This is a genomic window from Imperialibacter sp. (genome assembly GCF_040222815.1).
In the GTDB taxonomy this organism is placed as follows: Bacteria; Bacteroidota; Bacteroidia; order Cytophagales; family Cyclobacteriaceae; genus Imperialibacter.
The window spans coordinates 111,605-129,744 of record NZ_JAVKCH010000036.1 but is presented as its reverse complement, the minus strand read 5'-3'; the positions used below and the strand labels follow the sequence as shown (position 1 = coordinate 129,744).

At 46.4% G+C, this 18,140-nt stretch carries 12 protein-coding genes; 10 read left to right on the top strand and 2 right to left on the bottom strand.

What is annotated here, in order from left to right:
* Window positions 1-54: 54 nt before the first annotated feature.
* Window positions 55-2,589, bottom strand: coding sequence for a TonB-dependent receptor (locus RIF36_RS17750; protein WP_350123112.1), 2,535 nt, complete (start codon window positions 2,587-2,589; stop codon window positions 55-57).
* Between the two features lie 200 nt (window positions 2,590-2,789).
* On the opposite strand from RIF36_RS17750, the gene dnaE reads away from it, so the two are divergent.
* The 7 genes from dnaE to RIF36_RS17715 all read left to right on the top strand — a co-directional run bounded on the left by dnaE (window position 2,790) and on the right by RIF36_RS17715 (window position 11,764).
* Window positions 2,790-6,971 carry a DNA polymerase III subunit alpha gene (dnaE, locus tag RIF36_RS17745; RefSeq protein WP_350123115.1) on the top strand — a complete coding sequence of 1,394 codons (4,182 nt, stop codon included), beginning with the start codon at window positions 2,790-2,792 and terminating at the stop codon, window positions 6,969-6,971.
* A 187-nt stretch (window positions 6,972-7,158) separates the two neighbouring features.
* The gene (trxA, locus tag RIF36_RS17740; protein WP_151997507.1) at window positions 7,159-7,482 is read left to right on the top strand and encodes a thioredoxin; all 324 of its coding nucleotides are present in this window, start codon (window positions 7,159-7,161) and stop codon (window positions 7,480-7,482) included.
* Window positions 7,483-7,613: 131 nt separating this feature from the next.
* On the top strand, window positions 7,614-7,850 hold the full coding sequence (locus RIF36_RS17735) for an antitoxin (protein ID WP_350075419.1): 237 nt from the start codon (window positions 7,614-7,616) through the stop codon (window positions 7,848-7,850).
* Window positions 7,850-8,095, top strand: coding sequence for a PIN domain-containing protein (locus RIF36_RS17730; RefSeq protein WP_350075661.1), 246 nt, complete (start codon window positions 7,850-7,852; stop codon window positions 8,093-8,095). The genes RIF36_RS17735 and RIF36_RS17730 overlap by 1 nt, the downstream gene beginning before the upstream one ends.
* A gap of 337 nt (window positions 8,096-8,432) precedes the next feature.
* Entirely contained in the window at window positions 8,433-10,658 is a 2,226-nt protein-coding gene (locus RIF36_RS17725) for a DUF5916 domain-containing protein (RefSeq protein ID WP_350123118.1), read from the top strand.
* Between the two features lie 32 nt (window positions 10,659-10,690).
* Window positions 10,691-11,101 (top strand): DoxX family protein, encoded by a 411-nt coding sequence (locus RIF36_RS17720; protein ID WP_350075423.1) that lies wholly within the window; start codon window positions 10,691-10,693, stop codon window positions 11,099-11,101.
* A gap of 120 nt (window positions 11,102-11,221) precedes the next feature.
* Window positions 11,222-11,764, top strand: coding sequence for a PepSY-associated TM helix domain-containing protein (locus RIF36_RS17715; protein ID WP_350075425.1), 543 nt, complete (start codon window positions 11,222-11,224; stop codon window positions 11,762-11,764).
* Window positions 11,765-11,828: 64 nt separating this feature from the next.
* Here RIF36_RS17715 and RIF36_RS17710 read toward each other — a convergent pair whose 3' ends face one another.
* Window positions 11,829-13,841 (bottom strand): OmpA family protein, encoded by a 2,013-nt coding sequence (locus RIF36_RS17710; RefSeq protein WP_350149492.1) that lies wholly within the window; start codon window positions 13,839-13,841, stop codon window positions 11,829-11,831.
* A gap of 517 nt (window positions 13,842-14,358) precedes the next feature.
* On the opposite strand from RIF36_RS17710, the gene RIF36_RS17705 reads away from it, so the two are divergent.
* From RIF36_RS17705 to RIF36_RS17695, 3 genes are read left to right on the top strand one after another with little or no spacing between them, the layout of a single operon-like run.
* Window positions 14,359-14,751: a response regulator gene (locus RIF36_RS17705; protein ID WP_350075428.1), complete on the top strand. Its 393-nt coding sequence runs from the start codon at window positions 14,359-14,361 to the stop codon at window positions 14,749-14,751.
* Window position 14,752: 1 nt separating this feature from the next.
* The gene (locus RIF36_RS17700) at window positions 14,753-15,880 is read left to right on the top strand and encodes a sugar transferase (RefSeq protein WP_350123121.1); all 1,128 of its coding nucleotides are present in this window, start codon (window positions 14,753-14,755) and stop codon (window positions 15,878-15,880) included.
* Window positions 15,881-15,903: 23 nt separating this feature from the next.
* A complete protein-coding gene (locus tag RIF36_RS17695) occupies window positions 15,904-17,949 on the top strand; it encodes an LruC domain-containing protein (protein WP_350075432.1) in 2,046 nt (681 codons plus the stop codon).
* Window positions 17,950-18,140: the final 191 nt, after the last annotated feature.

Genomic DNA, 18,140 nt, shown 5'->3' with positions numbered 1-18,140 from the left:
ACGGGTGAATAATATTTCTTACAAGGAATCAATCAGAGTAGCAGACATTCAAATCTAATTCACCACAAACTCCTCCTTCTTAACAAACGGCCGACCATCTTCCGTAATTCCTTCAATCCTCACTTCAAAAGTGGAAGCCACATCCGATGTATAAAACTCCAGCTTGGCAGGAGTTCCTTCTGCTGTTTTCAATCCGCCTTTCCAGTAAAGGGTCGGCCGAACATCAGTGCGGACGTGGGATTGCTTTTTGCTGCTGTAGTCAGGTGTGTAGAATTCACGGGCTTGATAAAAACCTGGATGTATCATTCCGAGCGATCCCTTAGGCACAAAAGATTCGTCGACTTCGCTACCATCCTTTAAATAAACGGCAACAACTCCACCAGCACCCATTGAGCCGTACATGGTTGCCCCCGTGCCGGTCAGTACGTCGACGAAATCAACCCGATCAACTGGAATGGTATTAATGAAACTTGCATCCACGATACTTCCATTCAACACATATAGGGGATTAATGCTTCCTCCCTGCAAACTAGAAGCACCTCTAATAATCAGGTCATAATTAGGGTAAGACCCGACTACCCGAACGCCAGGCGTACGTCCTATAAACACTTCGAAAATGCTAAGAAATTGAGTGGTTCTACTTATGGAATCCACGTCAACTCTTCTCGTGGGCCTCTTGTATGTCATTCCTGGCTTATTAAATCTTTCGCCAGTCCTCACTCTCTCTCCTTCCACTTGCATCTCATCCAAAATTACTACGTCTTGCTTTGCAAATGCCGCTTCAATTTCCCTCACCTTTCTGGCCTCCTCAAGGTAGGCGGCTATTGCTTTACTACTAACCAGTTCATCCACAGCCATTTCACCATATTTAATTTCCGGTGATTTCGTTTCGTTGACAACTATTTTGGTTGCAAGGTTTACATTGCCCCCTTCAACAAAATCTTTCTTACCGCCCTTTTTCCCCATCTTCTTTTCATCAGGCGTTTGAATAACTACTCGTGCCGTATCGTCGATGTCCAAAGCCGTGAATAAGAAATAACCATCGTCGTCCGCCTCCGTTTCAGCTGACCACAAATCACCGTCTGCTTCAGTGCCCGTAATTGTCACTTTCGACTTTACCGGTTTGGACTGAAAAAAGAAATCGGTCACACGGCCAGCAATGCTAAAACCGGGCTCCACCAGGTGATTGATGTCCGGCTTTTTGTCCTCCATAATGTCTTTCCAGGTAAAGCGTCTCCATCCCTGCGTCAGCATCAAATTATCCAGCGCTGGCACCCTGTCTTTGTTGGCCTCATCAAAATAGTAGCCGGGGCTTTCAATATCCCCCTTGATATCGGAGGCCATTAGCAGGTAGCTTACAATATCATCTGAATTAGGGTCAAATTGCACTTTCGTTTTATCCACTACCGCCACCGACAAGTGAGATGTAGTCGTAGCCTCTGCTTCCGCCATCATTATGGCGAGGTCAACTTTTGATCTTTTTTCGTATGTCGCCTGAAGCCCGTCCACCCTGGCAACCGGTCTCTTATCAGATTGATCGATATACACGATCCTTTCTGCCTGTGGCTGCCCTTTCTTGTCAAAAAAAGTAAACTGTGCAACACCCTCGGGCAAATTCTCCTTGGGTATCAATCCTTGTAAAGGCTGCCCATCACTTGCTGGCAGCGTTAAAAACACCACTCCTCTTACATGACCCACAACGGTTCCACCATCTGTGCTTTCACCGCCGGCTCCTTCCACCTTCAGCGTTACATACTTTGGCGACACGTTGGTCATGGTCATCACATAGCCTGATGGCCTGGCCGTTGGTAAAGGCACCTGCATCTTCTCCATACCAAATTTAAATGTAGCCTTATAGCTCTCACCTGCCACGGGCTGCATCAGGAATTTCCCCATACCAAACCTGCTGGCTTTGATGTCAGCGATCTTCTTGCCCGTGTTATCGGATACCTCTCCTTCAATGTCCACGCCCTTGCCATCGGGCCCCGTTGCTTTAAAGCCAACAGTGCTCCACAGACCCTCAACAAGATCACCTCCCTCAGGGAAAAACTGTAGTCTGACGAGATCTGAATAGTTTTTCATTTCTTCACTTCTCAATTGTGCGGTCGAGCCGGAGACATCAGCCTCGTCAAACGACGGCGACTGCGTATTTTCTATTCGAAGCTCCTTGTGGAAAAAGAAGTCATGGTCAAAGTTTCGCATAAAACTTGTATAGGCCCTTAGTTCATAGGTGTCAGATATCAGTGTGTCTGGCAGAGCAATATCCCCACTACCACTACCTTCACTAATAAAAATATCTCTTTTGGCCACAACGGATCCATCGGTACTTACCACCTCCACGTACACCAGCTTGCTTGGGGCTGATGCCATGTGCGAAATACCATGGGTGAGGTAGGTGGCAAACCAAATGGTATCCCCAGCCGAATAGTAAGGCTTGTCGTGATGGACATACACTTTTTCCGGTGTGTAGTAGGCCAGGTAAGCCTCCAGTTTCTCAATCAGGTCGCTAACAGAAGCTGGCGGTGTTAAAAAAGAAAACAAGGCGCAAATCCATAGAATGAGAAAGGGTTTAGCTTTAAGTTTAAACATGCGGTTGAAGTATTGATTGGTTTCGATTAATTATTAGCCTAAAAGTTAGCCTAAAAATACTTGTGATAATAACATAAATTCTGATTTTAGGAATTATCTCTGTCAATATAACTAATCTGTTAGTCAAAAATTGTGGATAACTGTTTGCGGAATTTTTCTACTTTCACCGTCGTTGTTCTCATTGACTTTCCCTAAGCTTTATGTACCTCATATTCGATACCGAAACCACCGGTTTACCCCAAAACTATAATGCGCCGCTAACGGATTTCGACAACTGGCCAAGGGTGGTGCAAATTGCATGGCAGCTGCACGATGCCTCTGGAAAGCTCGTTTCAAATAACAACCTGATTGTGAAGCCTGAAGGCTTCGAAATTCCCTTCAATGCCGAGAAAATACATGGCATTTCCACTAAAAGAGCACTGGAAGAAGGCCATCCTTTGGAAGAGGTACTGAAGCAGTTCAACGAAGACCTGGCCCGGTGTGAAGTAGTTGTAGGCCACAATATTGAGTTCGATATCAATATCATGGGCTGTGAGTATCTCCGCAAAGAGATCGAAAGTCCGCTCATCTCTCTCAAAAGTATCGACACCAAAAATGAGTCTACCGAATACTGCGCCATACCCGGCGGCAGAGGTGGAAAATTCAAATGGCCTACGCTCACCGAACTGCACAAAAAACTCTTCGGCGTTGGGTTTGATGAGGCGCACGATGCTGCCTACGACGTGGCAGCCACCACCAAATGTTTCTTCGGACTGATTACAGAAAAGGTGATCAAGCCCCTTGATGGCGCTGATCCAGCATCTATTGTTTATGAAGAACCTAAACTGGCGGCAGCCAACTTCGCTCAAAAGGAAGACAAGGGTAAGACCCCCGAAAAAGCTGTTGCGGTTGACATCAAAGGGCCCTTCTGTCACCTTCATGTGCACTCACAGTTTTCCATTCTGCCTGCCACTGCCGACATTAAGAAACTGGTGAGCAAAGCCAAAGAATATGACATGCCAGCCGTGGCCCTCACTGACCTTGGCAATATGTTTGGTGCCTTTAAGTTCGTAAGAGAAGCCCATGCCCAGGGAATTAAACCCATTGTGGGATGCGAGTTTTATGTTTCTGAGGATCGCAAAACCAGAAAGTTCACCAAAGACAATCCGGATAGGATGACCCAGCAGGTATTGCTGGCCAAAAACAAGGACGGCTATCACAACCTCATCAAACTGTCATCATTGGGCTATATGGAAGGACTTTATGGCCTTTATCCACGGATCGACAAGGAGCTGATTAGGCAATACAGCAAGAACATCATTGCGCTAAGTGGTAACCTAAGCAGTGAGATTCCCAACACCATCCTGAACCAGGGCGAGAGCCAGGGTGAAGAGCTTTTCAAGTGGTGGGTAGAGGTATTTGGCGACGATTTTTACGTGGAATTGATCCGCCATGGCCTGCCTGAAGAAAACCACGTGAATGAAGTGCTTCTGGGGCTGGCAGCAAAATACAACACCAAGGTAATTGCGGCCAACGACGTCTTCTATACCGAAAAAGCCGATGCTGATGCCCATGATATCCTTCTGTGTGTGAAAGACGGGCAGGTTCAATCTACTCCCAAGGGGCTTGGCAGAGGTAATCGCTTTGGTTTTCCCAACGACCAGTTTTACTTCAAGTCCGAGGAAGAAATGAAAAAGCTGTTCGCCGATGTGCCCGAAGCCATCGAAAACATCGGCGGGCTGCTGGAAAAAATTGAGAGCTACAAACTAGATAGGAATGTGCTCCTCCCCGCCTTCCCTATCCCTGAAGGCTTTGAAACAGAAGACGACTACCTCCGACACCTCACCCTCGAGGGAGCAAAAAAGAGGTACAAAGAGATCAGCCCGGAAATTCAGGAAAGGCTCGACTTTGAGCTGGAAACTATCAAGAAAACGGGTTACCCTGGCTACTTCCTTATCGTGCAGGATTTCACCTCTGAAGCCCGTAAAATGGGCGTTTCGGTTGGCCCTGGCCGTGGTTCAGCAGCAGGTTCAGCGGTAGCCTACTGCATCGGCATAACCAACGTGGATCCTATCAAGTACGACCTACTGTTTGAGAGATTCCTGAATCCGGACAGGGTATCACTCCCCGATATTGATATTGACTTTGACGATGAAGGCCGGGGCAAGATCATCGAGTGGGTGGTGAACAAATACGGCAAAAACCAGGTGGCGCAAATCATTACTTATGGTACCATGGCCGCCAAGTCTTCCATCAGAGACAGCGCCAGGGTAATGGAGCTGCCGCTTTCGGATGCGGATATTCTGGCCAAGCTTGTTCCCGAGCGGCCAGGCACGTCGCTCACACAGGCTTTCAGGGAAGTGCCTGAGCTCATGGCCTTTAAAAATGGCAAAGACCTGAAGGCCCAGGTGCTGCAAAAAGCGGCTGTTATCGAAGGGACAGTGCGGAACACTGGTATCCATGCCTGCGGCATCATCATCACGCCCGACGACCTGACCAACCACGTGCCGGTATCCACCGCTAAGGATTCTGACCTGCTGGTGACACAGTTCGATAACAGCGTGGTAGAAAGTGCGGGCATGCTGAAAATGGACTTTTTGGGTCTGAAAACGCTCAGCATTATCAAAACAGCCATTGAAAATATTCGGCTGCGGCATGGTATCACCATCGACCCCGACGAAATTCCGCTGGATGACGCCAAGACCTTCGAACTGTACCAAAAAGGCCAAACCAATGGTACTTTTCAGTTTGAATCGCCGGGTATGCAGAAACACTTGCGCAACCTGAAGCCCGACCGGCTGGAAGACCTGATTGCCATGAACGCCCTATACCGTCCGGGTCCGCTCGAATACATCCCCAACTTTATTGCCCGAAAGTTGGGCAAAGAAGTCATCGCCTACGACCTCCCTGAGATGGAGGACAACCTGAAGGAAACCTATGGCATCACCGTGTACCAGGAACAGGTGATGCTCCTGTCGCAGAAGCTGGCCGGCTTTACCAAAGGCGAGGCCGACGTGCTGCGAAAGGCGATGGGTAAGAAGCAGCGGGAAGTGCTGGATAAGATGAAAGGCAAGTTTGTTGAGGGTGCCACGAAGAAAGGACATCCCAAAGACAAGCTCGACAAAATCTGGAAAGACTGGGAAGCCTTTGCGCAATATGCCTTCAACAAATCGCACTCTACCTGCTACTCGGTAGTCGCCTACCACACAGCCTACCTGAAAGCCAACTACCCGGCTGAGTACATGTCGGCGGTGCTTACTCACAACCAGAGTAGCATCGAGAAGGTGTCGTTTTTCATGGAAGAGTGCCGCAACCTGGGGCTTCCTGTGCTAGGCCCTCACGTGAACGAATCGAGGGTGAACTTTGCTGTGAACAAAAAGGGCGAAATTCGCTTCGGTCTGGGTGCCATTAAGGGTGCTGGGGAATCTGCCGTGCAATCTATTATAGAAGAAAGAGAGAAAAACGGCCCCTTTCAGGACATCTGGGACTTCGGCGTGCGGGTGGTGAAAAACGGCTTCAACAAGAAAACCTTTGAATGCCTGGCCATGTCCGGCGCCTTCGACTGCTTCGAAGAGTACCACCGCAGGCAGTACCTCGAAGCGGCCGATGGCGAATCGACGCTGGTAGAGCTCATTACCAAGTATTCGCAGCGACTTCAGCAGGAGGCAGCCAGCGATCAGGTATCCCTTTTCGGAGGCTCGGGGCAGGTAGAAGTGCCAAAACCCCGAATACCCGATATCGAACCCTTTGGCGACATCAGGAAGCTGAACATAGAAAAAGAAGTGGTAGGGCTATATATATCGGGGCACCCACTCGATCAGTTCAGCTTTGAAATGAAGCATTTCTGCAACACCACGCTAACTGACCTCAAGAACGACGAAAGCCTGGCAAATGGCGGCATTATCAGACTTGGCGGCATTGTAAGTGGTATCAACCACCGCACAACCAAAAAGGGCAATCCATTTGGCGTGTTGACATTGGAAGACTATTCCGACTCCTACGAGTTCTTCATGTTTTCTGACACCTATGTTAAATTCAAGCAGTTCTACATGGTGGGCTGGTACTTGTTTGTAGAGGGCTTCATGCAACCCTCCAAATTTCGGGTGGGAGAACTTGAGTTCAAAATTAGCGAAATCCAGCTATTGAATGACATCAGAGACAAAATGGCCAAGGGACTTATCCTGAAGCTGGATGTCAACAACCTGACCGAGCAGATGATTGATGACCTCCATCAAATGGCCATAGACCATGCTGGCTCCTGTCCGCTGAAGGTGGTGGTGCAAGACCCCTCGGAAAACATTTCGCTGGAACTATTCTCCAGAAAGCTACAAGTAGAGCCGAAAGGCGAACTCATCAAGCAATTGGATGCAGTGGGAGATTTGGAGTATGAGGTAATGACGTAAGAAAAGAGGATTTGAAGAACTGAAGATTTGAGTATTTGACGTTCCTCAAATACTCGATTACTCAAATCCTCAACTCGTCTCCGCTTTTGTCCGCACGCATACATATTGAGATTTTTTGACAAGGATGTAGAACTTATTGATCTATATTTGTGTAAGGTATTCAGCAATTACAAAAATTATACATACAATGGGTAAAGCAATAGAAGTAACTGACGCTAATTTCGAGGAGATCATTAGCTCAGACAAACCCGTTCTGGTTGACTTTTGGGCAGAATGGTGTGGGCCTTGTAAAATGATTGGGCCAATAGTTGAGGAGCTGGCTGGTGATTTTGAAGGCAAAGCCGTTATCGCCAAAATGGACGTGGACATGAATCCACAGGTGCCCGCTAAGTTTGGCATCCGCAGCATCCCCACCCTTTTGGTTTTCAAAAATGGCCAGGTGGTTGACAAACAAATTGGTGCAGTTCCCAAGTCAGTTTTGAACCAGAAAATTCAAGCTCAGCTAGCTTAATCAGCTACTGAGGAATAAATAATAGAGAGGCTACCTGAAAGGGTGGCCTTTTCTCGTTATAAAGAAAAGCAGGTGAAACCTGCCTTGTTTTCCTTTTTCTTTAATTTTGTACATTAGTTGAAAATGACGCCATGGGTTTCGAAACAATTGATATAAAAGATTCTACAGGCACTCAGTTGATTGGAATACCCGAGAGCCTTAAGATTAATGACAATAAGGCCTACCTCAAAAAGGTTGGCAATGTGTTGTATATTATCCCTTTCCACGATCCCTGGAAGAGTTTGATTGATAGTGTGAATGAGTTTTCTGACGACTTCATGACAGTGAAAGGTCAACCAGATCAGCAAAAAAGGGAGTCGTTTGATTGATGTTTATTCTCGACACGAATATTTGCATCTACATTATCAAGCAAAAACCGCTTCATTTTTTTGAAAGATTTCGGTCTATCCCTTTGGGTAAAATCGGGATTTCTTCAATAATACTATCTGAACTGAATTACGGAGTAATGAACAGTGCACTGGCCGAGAAAAATAAGCTTGCGCTTGCTCAATTTCTTATTCCATTGGAAATCCTACCCTTTGATATCGATGCCGCCATGGCTGTGGCAAAATAAGAGCGGATCTCGAAAACAAGGGAAAGCCCATTAGCCCCCTGGATATCCTGATGGCAGCTCACGCACTCAGCCTTGATCAGACACTTGAAACCAACAAAGAGAAAGAGTTCACAAGAGTCACTTCTCTGAAAATCGAAAACCGGGTTTGAATGATAGGAAAGTCAATGGAATCACTTTTGCAGGCAAAAAGACGGCTACCTGAAAAGGTGGCCGTCTTTTTTTGTCCGGTGACATTCTTTTACACTCCGCCCAACAAATCTTTAGTTGACTGTCGCACGTCAACCCATTTTCTTTGTCAACGACACAATCAACACTCTATAACCGATCGGTCGGATTTATGCGCAAAACCATAATTACGTTCATTTTTGGACAACTTTTTTTCCTCGACGCAACCTCCCAGGAAGTCAACGATAAGAAAAATACCGGATTTCAGTCAAAGTATCAGCTCAGAATAGAGCGAGCCAAAGATCCTATCGTGCTTGACGGCGAACTCAACGAAAGTACCTGGCAAACCGCCGATGTAGCGACTGACTTCTGGATGAAATTTCCAAGAGACGACCAAAAAGCACCCCGGCAAACAGAAATGCGTGCTGCCTACGATGAGAAATTTCTGTACATAAGCGCCGTGTGCTACGACACCAGCTACTACGTGGTACAAACGCTTAAAAGGGATATCCGGTACTTTGATGGCGACGGCATCGCAGTGGTGCTTGACCCAGTCAATAAAAAAACCAACGGCTTCTTTTTTGGTGTAAGCCCCATGAATGTGCAGGCCGAAGACCTGCTGGCCTCGAGCTCCAACAACCTCAATTTTAGCTGGGACAACAAGTGGTTCTCTGAAGTAACCAGGCATGAAGACCGCTGGATAGTAGAAATGGCCATCCCGTTCAAAACACTTCGATTTGAAGCCAATAATGATGAGTGGGGCATCAACTTCATCCGCAACGATGTGAAAGCTAATCAATACCACGCCTGGACCAATATCCCTATCAACTTCGACGGCTATGATTTGGGCTATACCGGATCGATGGTATGGGACAAAGCCCCAGACCCTGTAAAAACCAACTTATCGGTGATCCCCTTTGTCACTGGAGGCATCAACAACAACCGGGAAGACGAAGTACCTGTCACCTCAGCTGACCTGGCGGGCGGTTTGGATGCGAAAATTGGCATTACCTCTTCCCTCAACCTGGACCTTACTGTATTGCCCGACTTCTCCCAGATTGAGGTAGACGTGCAACAAACCAACCTGACCCGTTTTAGTCTCAATTATCCTGAAAGGCGAACCTTCTTTCTGGAAAATGCAGATCTGTTTTCCGGTTTCGGTGGTGGCCCGAATCGTCCCTTTTTTTCCCGACGAATAGGGCTCGACGAAAACGCCCGGCCGATCCCCATCCTGGCAGGTGCCAGATTGAGTGGTAACCTCACACAGCGCATGCGAGTAGGCGTTATGAACATTCAAACCAGGGAAACAGACGACACCGAAGCACAGAATTACACAGCCGTCGCCGTTAACCAACGTGTTTTTAGCAGGTCGCTCATCAAAGGCTATTTTCATAACAGGCAAAGCTTTGTTGCTGGAGCGGGAACCGATAAAACCAATTATGGGCGAAATGGGGGGATTGGGTTCGACTACTCCAATATTCCGGGATCCATAACGGGCACAGCCCTTGTAAGCGTATCTGAAAAGCCAGGTGCCGGTGTTTCTTATTCACAACACTATACCGCCGGGTATGACGACAGGCACTGGTCTCTGTTCGCAGACTATATCTCCGTTCCTACCGACTTTCATGCCGACATGGGCTTCATTCCGAGGTTAGAAAACTATGATGCGCTGCGAGACACTGTTATCAGACTGGGATTTGAACATATATACAGTCAGGCTAGCTATACCATCCGCCCCACCAATGGAGGCAACATCAATACCCATGAAATTCAAACGAGCACCAGTGTAGATTGGAATCCCGACTGGACACTCAATGAAAGATCTTCCTCCCTGGGCTATGAAATCAACTTTAAAAATACATCTGGAATAGAAACAGAGCTGAGCAGCAACGACGTTCGGCTGCTTTTTCACACGGCTTTCATTGACGATACACCGCTCCCACCCGGCACTTATCAGTTCAGCCAATTCAATATTGCCTACGAGTCAGATGAACGAAAAAAGCTGGCTTTTTCAGTTGAGGCCGGTGCTGGTGGCTTCTATAACGGCGAAATTCAGCGATACCAAACAGAATTTACCTATCGGCTACAGCCCTGGGGCAACTTTTCACTTGGCTTCGAGCAAAACGAGCTGGCCTTTGCTGAAGGCTACGGCAGCGCAAGCATAAGCTTATTTAGCCAGCGATCAGAAATCAATTTTTCCAATAGTCTGTTCTGGATAACTTTCTTTCAGTACAACACCCAGAGAAACAACTTCAATATCAACAGCAGGCTGCAATGGAGGTATAAGCCTATGTCTGACCTCTATTTGGTATACACCGACAACTACTTTGCAGATCCTTTCCTGAAGGCCAAAAGCAAGGCCATCGTGTTTAAGCTGAACTATTGGTTTACCCTTTAATGCTATTATTGAATCCCGTTAAATTTTCTACTATGAAAAAACTTTTCTCCAGCTCGATCAATGAAAACTATGTCTCACTTGGCCTCCTCGTTCTCAGGCTGTTTTCGGGCGCTTTTATGTTAACTCATGGCTTCGGTAAGTTCCAACGCCTGTTCTCCGGAGGGGAAATCCGCTTCATGGATTTCATGGGGCTTGGCTCAACCGTCTCCCTGTCTCTTGCTGTGTTTGCCGAATTTGTGTGTGCCATCCTCATTATGCTGGGCGCTGCCACACGCCTGGCCGCTATCCCTCTCATTGTAACGATGACAACAGCAGGCTTCGTGGCTCACGCCGCAGACCCTTTTGGCACCAAGGAAAAGCCCTTTCTGTTCCTGATTATTTTCATCTCTCTGCTGATTATGGGGGGTGGCAAATACTCTGTAGATAAATTGATTAGTAAGTAAACTCGGCCGCCAACGGGTAGCCGAATAACACTCTGGCATCCTGAAAAAGTAAGTCAACGTCGATTTTACCAAATTTTGTTAGATGAAATGTATAATTTCACCGCAAAAAAGCGAACTGAAATGAAGCTAACCGCACGAAACACCCACAGGGACATCGCCTATTTTTATATAGGCCTCATTATTGCCTTTTCTTTTTCAGGAATTTTCCTCAATCACCGAAGAGTGTGGCACCCGAGTCGGGTAAAGTATACTTCACAGGAAATCACAATGACTCCCGTCAGCGCCGAATCGATTAACGATGACTTCATCAAATCGTTTTCCGCAACTCAGTCCATAGATGACCAGCTTCGCAGGTACAGCATGGACGGAAATACCTTGAGAGTTTCCTACGCTAATCAAGACGTGACAATGGACGTGAGCACGGGCAGAGGAAAGCTGGAAAAATACATGACCACACCGCTTCTCGGTCAAATGACCAAGCTTCATGTAGACACCAGTGACTTCTGGATCTACTACTCCGACATATTCGGGGTGGCCATGCTTGTCATCGCCTTCACCGGGATGTTTATTGTGAAAGGTGACAAAAGTTTCAGAAAAAGAGGGTGGAAACTGGCCGCCATTGGGCTTTTGTTTCCTTTGATTTTTCTCTTCTTACTGGGTTAAAAATAACCTCTATATCATGAAAAAGCCGTTAATAGCGGCTTTTTAGTTTTCCAGAGTGCCCATACTAGTTACCTTCCGCTACCACCAGAAACTCTACTCTTCTATTGAGCTCCCGCCCCTCCAATTCCTGATCGTTACTAGCCATAGGCTTGGTTTCTCCATATCCCTTGGCGATGATCCGGCTGGCAGCAATACCTCTTCCGACAAGATGCTTTTTAATTGACTCCGCTCTATTTTGCGAGATCACCATATTGATCTTCGCACCTCCAAAATTATCAGTGTGGCCAGCCACTTCAATTACTAGACTTTCATCTTTTCGCATTAAAGACAACACCTCATCCAACAGCGGTTGGTAGTCAGCAGAGAAATAGACTTTGGTATTTTCAAAATATACGTTTGGTCTTACCAGCTTTCGGATAGCTTCTTTGTATTTGTGACTATGAGTCTGACTATTACTACCAGCGGCGGTGGTAGCGCTTGTTCCTGTGCTTCCGCTACCTGAGTTTTCAACCCCACCCTCATTGATCAGCTCCACCACTGCCTTTTCCTTACTGGCGATGAGGTAGTCTGTATCGGCCTGCTCAGGCATTTTTACATCGATATTGGTTACCGTGAACATCTCCTCCGTTTGCTCTCCCCCAATAACAAAGTTTCTGGTGAGTGTGGTTGCCAAACCACCCGACGCCTTGATCTGGAGGCTATTGTTGTAAATCATGTTTTCATCGACATCGAAAATCTCAACCACGAAAATCTCGTCGGCAATAATCTCGTTTCCGTAGGCGCCAGACTCGCCCGTAAAACTGGTGAACGACTCATCGTAATAGCTCGAAGGGTGGAATTTGATCTGGCAGTCGACGCACGGCATACCTGTGGCCCCGTCAGTGATCACACCCTTTATGTTGACCTTCTCAATGGCCCAGAAGTAATAGATATCGAAAGCTCCCATACCGTGTATGCGATCCGATGAAAAATATCCTTCCTCACCATCCACCTTCATTTTAAAGTTCAACTCATTATCAGGGGAGTTAATTGGAAACCCCATATTCACTGGTGCTCCCCACGTCTTCGTGGCTTCGTTAAATGCTGAACTAAACACATCGTATCCCCCAACAAACCCAATCCGGTCTGAGCTGAAATACAGGGTATTTCCGTCGGCACTCAAATAGGGGCTAAGCTCATTAAAAGTGGAGTTTACGCTTCCTGGCAGTAATGTTGGCTCACTCCATTTCGCTGTTGCAGGATCTTTTAGTGACTCAAAAAGGTCAAAATCCTTGCCTTTCTTTCCATCGTTGGAAGCAAATATTACCCGGTTCTCTTTGGGATTGATAAAAAAATGAGAATGAACGTGGGCGTTAGACAACATGGCGTCAAACTCGGCTGGGACTGTCCACTGGCCGTTTTTTTGCTCACTATAAAAGAGGCGCCCTCCCTTTTTTCTGTCAAAAACAAACAGCTTTCCGTCTTCATTCACCACTTCCAGATTGGCATTTTCATACTCAAAGTCTCCCAGCAACGGAATTTGTGTCGGCTTTTCCCAAGTGGACTCTCCAAACTTAGTATGATACACCCTGTATACATCTTCTTTGCCTTCGCTGGAGCGTGAGGAAAGAAACAGTAACTCATCGTTGCCACTAAAAAATACCGGAGAAAGGTCGTTTTGCTCAGAGTTGACACCTGGAACGAGCCTAATCTCGAAATCATCAGGATTCCTCAGGTATTTCAGGAGCCATTCCGCATCAGTAAAGAAACGCTTGGTCTCATCTACAATCTCCTCACTCTTCTTTGCTCTCAGGTCCAAAAAGATCTGGAAATGCTTAATGGCATGCTGGGCATCATAGTTTCCAAAATAAATTCTACCCAGCCAGTATGAAAAGAACTTGTCCTTTTTCCCCTGAATATCGTCCAATTCTAATAATTCATCTATTGGCTTGCCTCTGCCATCGGTAAGGAAGTGACTAATGAGATAGTGGTACTTTGCTTTGGTTTGTTTGGGGTCTATTTCTAGTATCTCTTTGTACTTTTCCCGAGCCAAAACGAAATTTTCATCATAAAAAATCTTTTCCGCATCACGAAGCATTCTATCCACGTTTTGAGCAGAGGCGGTAAAATACGTGGCTATTAGTACAAAAAACAGAAACAATCGAGGCATGGTGTCGAACTAAGGGTCTTGTTGAACAATCACTCGTTTTGTGATTGTTCCAAGTCAATTACACAAATAATACAATAAGATAATGCTGCCGATTGCCAGGCAATCACTTGCATGCCAAGTGAAACCCCGCCAAACTAGCTGGTTTTGAGCTAAAAAAACCACTGTTCGGAGCAATCCGGCCTTCTCAGTTGCCTACATCCCTAGTTGGTGAAACTATAAAATATCTTTCAATAATGAAAAACGCCGAAATATAACATTACTAACACATACATAGCAACTTATCGGCCAATTGAGGCGATAAAATCTATTTTGAAATACCAATATTCATTTCTAAACATCATTTCATTACCCCCCAAATATCGATAAAAGCCTACCAATCGTCTAAAGGTTCCTCTGCCTGGGAGCATCTCCAATTACATTTGATCATCCATAAAACGACAAAACCATGAAAAGTAAACTTTTGATTATTGACGACAACGAAATGATGCGGAGCTTTCTTAAGCACATTCTCGGAAGCTCATTTGAAGCTGAAGTGGTGAGTAGCGGAGAGGAAGCGCTCGAAGTTTTACACGACAAGACAAGAACACCCCACCTGGTGCTTGCTGATTTTGACCTCGACGGCATGAACGGGTTGGAGCTTTTGGTTTATCTCAAGTCTTCGGCCGTGTACAAACATCTTCCGGTGGTTATCCTTTCCGGCAAGGGCAACAGCAATAACAGAATTAACTGCCTCAAGGCCGGTGCTTCTGACTTTATCACCAAACCTTTCAATCCCGTTGAACTACAGGTGAAAATCGAAGGTATTCTTGCCTCCCATAAGGTTCAACAAACAGCCTAACATGATGAAAATTGCAGCTATAGGAAATAGACTTTTACCCGTTACCGAGGAGCTTACGGCCAATGGAGTCGCTGTGTCGTGGCACCCTTCCGTTGAGGGCACGCAGGCTAATAACCTTGTCTTCATTGAGGCGCAGCCGGATATTCAACAGCAGTTGAGAGACCTCGTAAAGGAGCAAGCCGAAAAAAGTTGCTACAAGAAGGTGGTACTTGTCGACTTCGACAACATCGCTATCCCAGCAGCCATGCAGCTACCTCCATTTATTGTCGATGTAGTTCAATATTCGAAAAATAAAGAAACCTTCGTGGGGATCGTCAAGACCCTGATACATTTCACTTCAGAAAAAAAAGCTGAAAAGAAAAATGTCACCACTTTCAAAATGCCACTATCAAAGCGGCTATTTGACATCATCGTGTCTTCGATGATCATTCTTATGATCAGCCCCATTCTTATTCTGGTGGCCATTCTCATCAAGCTGGAATCCAAAGGACCGATTGTCTATCAATCGCCCAGAGTAGGCACAGGCTACAAAATATTCCCCTTTTACAAATTCCGCTCCATGAGACCCGATGCTGACAAGCTGCTGGAAAACATGAAGCATTTGAATCACTACGCCCAGGACGATAAAGCCGTAGAGGATCCTACAACAAAAGTTGACGGTGTTGATCAAAGTATCGCCTTTGACGACGAGAACGTTTTGATTGGTGACGACTACTGGGTGGAAGAACCGAAGTTCGCTGCCTTCAAGCAAAAAGAAGAGAAAAACTCGTTTGTTAAAATCAACAATGACCCCAGAATTACCCGGGTTGGCAAAATTATCCGCAACTCAAGCATAGACGAATTGCCGCAACTTTTCAATGTGCTGCTGGGGCATATGTCAATCGTTGGCAACCGTCCCCTCCCGTTGTACGAAGCTGAGAAGCTTACGTCCGACGACTGGTCGAAGCGATTTATGGCACCAGCCGGCATCACCGGCCTTTGGCAGGTGACCGAAAGAGGCAAAAAAGCCACGTCGGAAGACAGCCGCAAACGCCTGGATATTGAATATGCGGAAAACTATTCTCTGTGGATGGACATCAAAATTTTAGTTAAAACGCCTCTTGCAGCCTTCCAGCACGAGAACGTATAAATACCCTTATGAAAATTAAAGCTATGAGAATTAAAAGTATCGATGTAATTACCTTTCTGTTTGGAGCAACCCTGCTGACGGGTTGTGTCAAAGAGTTTGACGGTGGGCCTGGCAATTCGTCAGCAAACACCTACGACCTGGACTTTTCGAATGTGACTACAAAGGCCATTCGCATCAAACTAACAGATGAGGAAGGCAGCCCGCACAAAGGAGTTAAGATTACACTCTGGGACAAGTCACCTCTCGACAATGGAGTGATCATCCTGAAGGGCTTTACCGATCAAACCGGCAATTTTGAAACTGAGTACAGCATGCCCAACACCTTTACTGAGGTAGTTATGGAGCTGTCATACCTTGGCCTTCCTGACTTTCTGGTGATTCCCGTCGAGCGCTTTAACGGGCAGGTGACCGTTGCCGGATTTGAGCATGACTTTGATTATTTAGCGGACGAACTAGTGCCGAATCAAAGTGTGCAGGATGGCACAGCGGTGGATAATTCAGGTGGAAGAATGGCAGCAGCAACACTAACAGCCCTAGGATCCTTTAGAAAGGATGGAAAGCCTGACTATCTGCTTCAGAAAGACAAAATTAAACATAGAGCCCTAGAGTTTATCAATGCTTCTCTGCCGGAAAGGCAGCCAGTACCATCCTACCATCCCGGTTATCTCGCTGAAGGGACAGAAACCAACCTCAATGTGACATCGGAGGCCGATGTGTGGATGACCTTCGTGACTGAAGGTGCAGGGTTCTTAAACACTTTGGGTTTTTACACTTACCCCACTGGCAATCCTCCCTCAGAGCCAAGTGACATCGAGACACTCTATATCGGCTTTCCAAATGCCTCTCTTCACGGGTCAGGTGGGCCATTGAAGTCCGGCGACAAAATTCACCTGGGAACATTTAATTCAGGAACGTCTATTGGGTTTGTGCTGATAGCCGATGGATTCGATAGCTCAACCTCTACAATAAAAGAGAATGCCAACAGGTACTACTCACATAGCCACCTCAACCCTGAAGCTGATGCTTCATTGAAACAACACACCGTCACACTTTATGATGAGGAAAATGAGCTTTTTGTCATTGGTTTTGAAGACTTGAATAGAGCAACCGGAAGCGACGACGATTTCAACGACGCTGTTTTTTACATCACTTCAAATCCAATAACAGCCATCAGTACTGAAAACGTTAAGCCAATTGACAAGCCCGGCGACGACGACGGAGATGGTGTAAGCAATGTTTACGACGAGTTTCCTGATGACCCGGCTTATGCCTATAAATACGACTATCCTTCATCGGAGGCATACGGCACCTTTACTTTCGAAGACAGGTGGCCCGGCTATGGCGACTACGATTTCAACGATTTCGTAGTAGATTATCGGTTCACCCAATTCGCTGACGCCAACAATAAAATCACTAACCTGAAATCAGAATTCGTGATCAAGGCCATTGGGGCAAGCTATCAGAATGGGTTTGGGTTTTCTACCAAAATAGCATCCGGCCTGGTTGCAAGCGTAACCGGCAGCGAACTTCATGGCTCAGCTGTTACGCTAAGTGCCAATGGCACCGAACAGGGCCAATCAAAAGCCACAATTATTGTGTCCGACAAGGTTCATGGTGGTTTTCCAACCTCGGGTATTATCAATACCATACAAGCCAACAGCTTTGTGGCTCCCGACACCATCCGAAATCTTGTCACCTTTACAAGACCTGTTACCTTTGCGGAGTTGGGGTCAGCGCCCTACAACCCATTTCTGTTCATCAATCAGGAAAGAGGCCGTGAAATTCACATGCCGGGGTATGAGCCAACTGACCTTGCTGATCACAGCTACTTTGGGACGGAGAATGACAATTCGGATCCATCCAGAGGCATCTACTATAGATCAAAAGAGGAGCTGCCATGGGCGATGAATCTTCCTATAGCTTTCGACTACCCGGTTGAAGGTGGAGATGTGAGGGAGTCATACATCAACCTCAACCAATGGGCCAGAAGCAGTGGTTTCAGCTATATGGACTGGTACGTGGACAAGCCGGGCTACAGAAACACCAATAAGCTTTACAAAAAGAAGTAAAGATTCAATTTTAAATATTCATGGTTTATGGTGTGAAAGGGAAACTGTTGGTTTCCCTTTCTCTTTTTGCTCTACAAGCAAAGCCTTTTTGGAAGAATACCTTCACTTTCTTTTGAGCCTATGATGCTACATCCCTGTAAATCCAATTATCGCCAGATTCTGTCATTAACCGGCTCCGCCCCTCCAAACGT

What these genes read in the sequence shown, in the direction of transcription:
- RIF36_RS17750 (WP_350123112.1), bottom strand. Translation starts at nt 2,589, where the DNA reads ATGTTTAAACTTAAAGCTAAACCCTTTCTCATTCTATGGATTTGCGCC.
- dnaE (WP_350123115.1), top strand. Translation starts at nt 2,790, where the DNA reads ATGTACCTCATATTCGATACCGAAACCACCGGTTTACCCCAAAACTAT.
- trxA (WP_151997507.1), top strand. Translation starts at nt 7,159, where the DNA reads ATGGGTAAAGCAATAGAAGTAACTGACGCTAATTTCGAGGAGATCATT.
- RIF36_RS17735 (WP_350075419.1), top strand. Translation starts at nt 7,614, where the DNA reads ATGGGTTTCGAAACAATTGATATAAAAGATTCTACAGGCACTCAGTTG.
- RIF36_RS17730 (WP_350075661.1), top strand. Translation starts at nt 7,850, where the DNA reads ATGTTTATTCTCGACACGAATATTTGCATCTACATTATCAAGCAAAAA.
- RIF36_RS17725 (WP_350123118.1), top strand. Translation starts at nt 8,433, where the DNA reads ATGCGCAAAACCATAATTACGTTCATTTTTGGACAACTTTTTTTCCTC.
- RIF36_RS17720 (WP_350075423.1), top strand. Translation starts at nt 10,691, where the DNA reads ATGAAAAAACTTTTCTCCAGCTCGATCAATGAAAACTATGTCTCACTT.
- RIF36_RS17715 (WP_350075425.1), top strand. Translation starts at nt 11,222, where the DNA reads ATGAAGCTAACCGCACGAAACACCCACAGGGACATCGCCTATTTTTAT.
- RIF36_RS17710 (WP_350149492.1), bottom strand. Translation starts at nt 13,841, where the DNA reads ATGCTTCGTGATGCGGAAAAGATTTTTTATGATGAAAATTTCGTTTTG.
- RIF36_RS17705 (WP_350075428.1), top strand. Translation starts at nt 14,359, where the DNA reads ATGAAAAGTAAACTTTTGATTATTGACGACAACGAAATGATGCGGAGC.
- RIF36_RS17700 (WP_350123121.1), top strand. Translation starts at nt 14,753, where the DNA reads ATGATGAAAATTGCAGCTATAGGAAATAGACTTTTACCCGTTACCGAG.
- RIF36_RS17695 (WP_350075432.1), top strand. Translation starts at nt 15,904, where the DNA reads ATGAGAATTAAAAGTATCGATGTAATTACCTTTCTGTTTGGAGCAACC.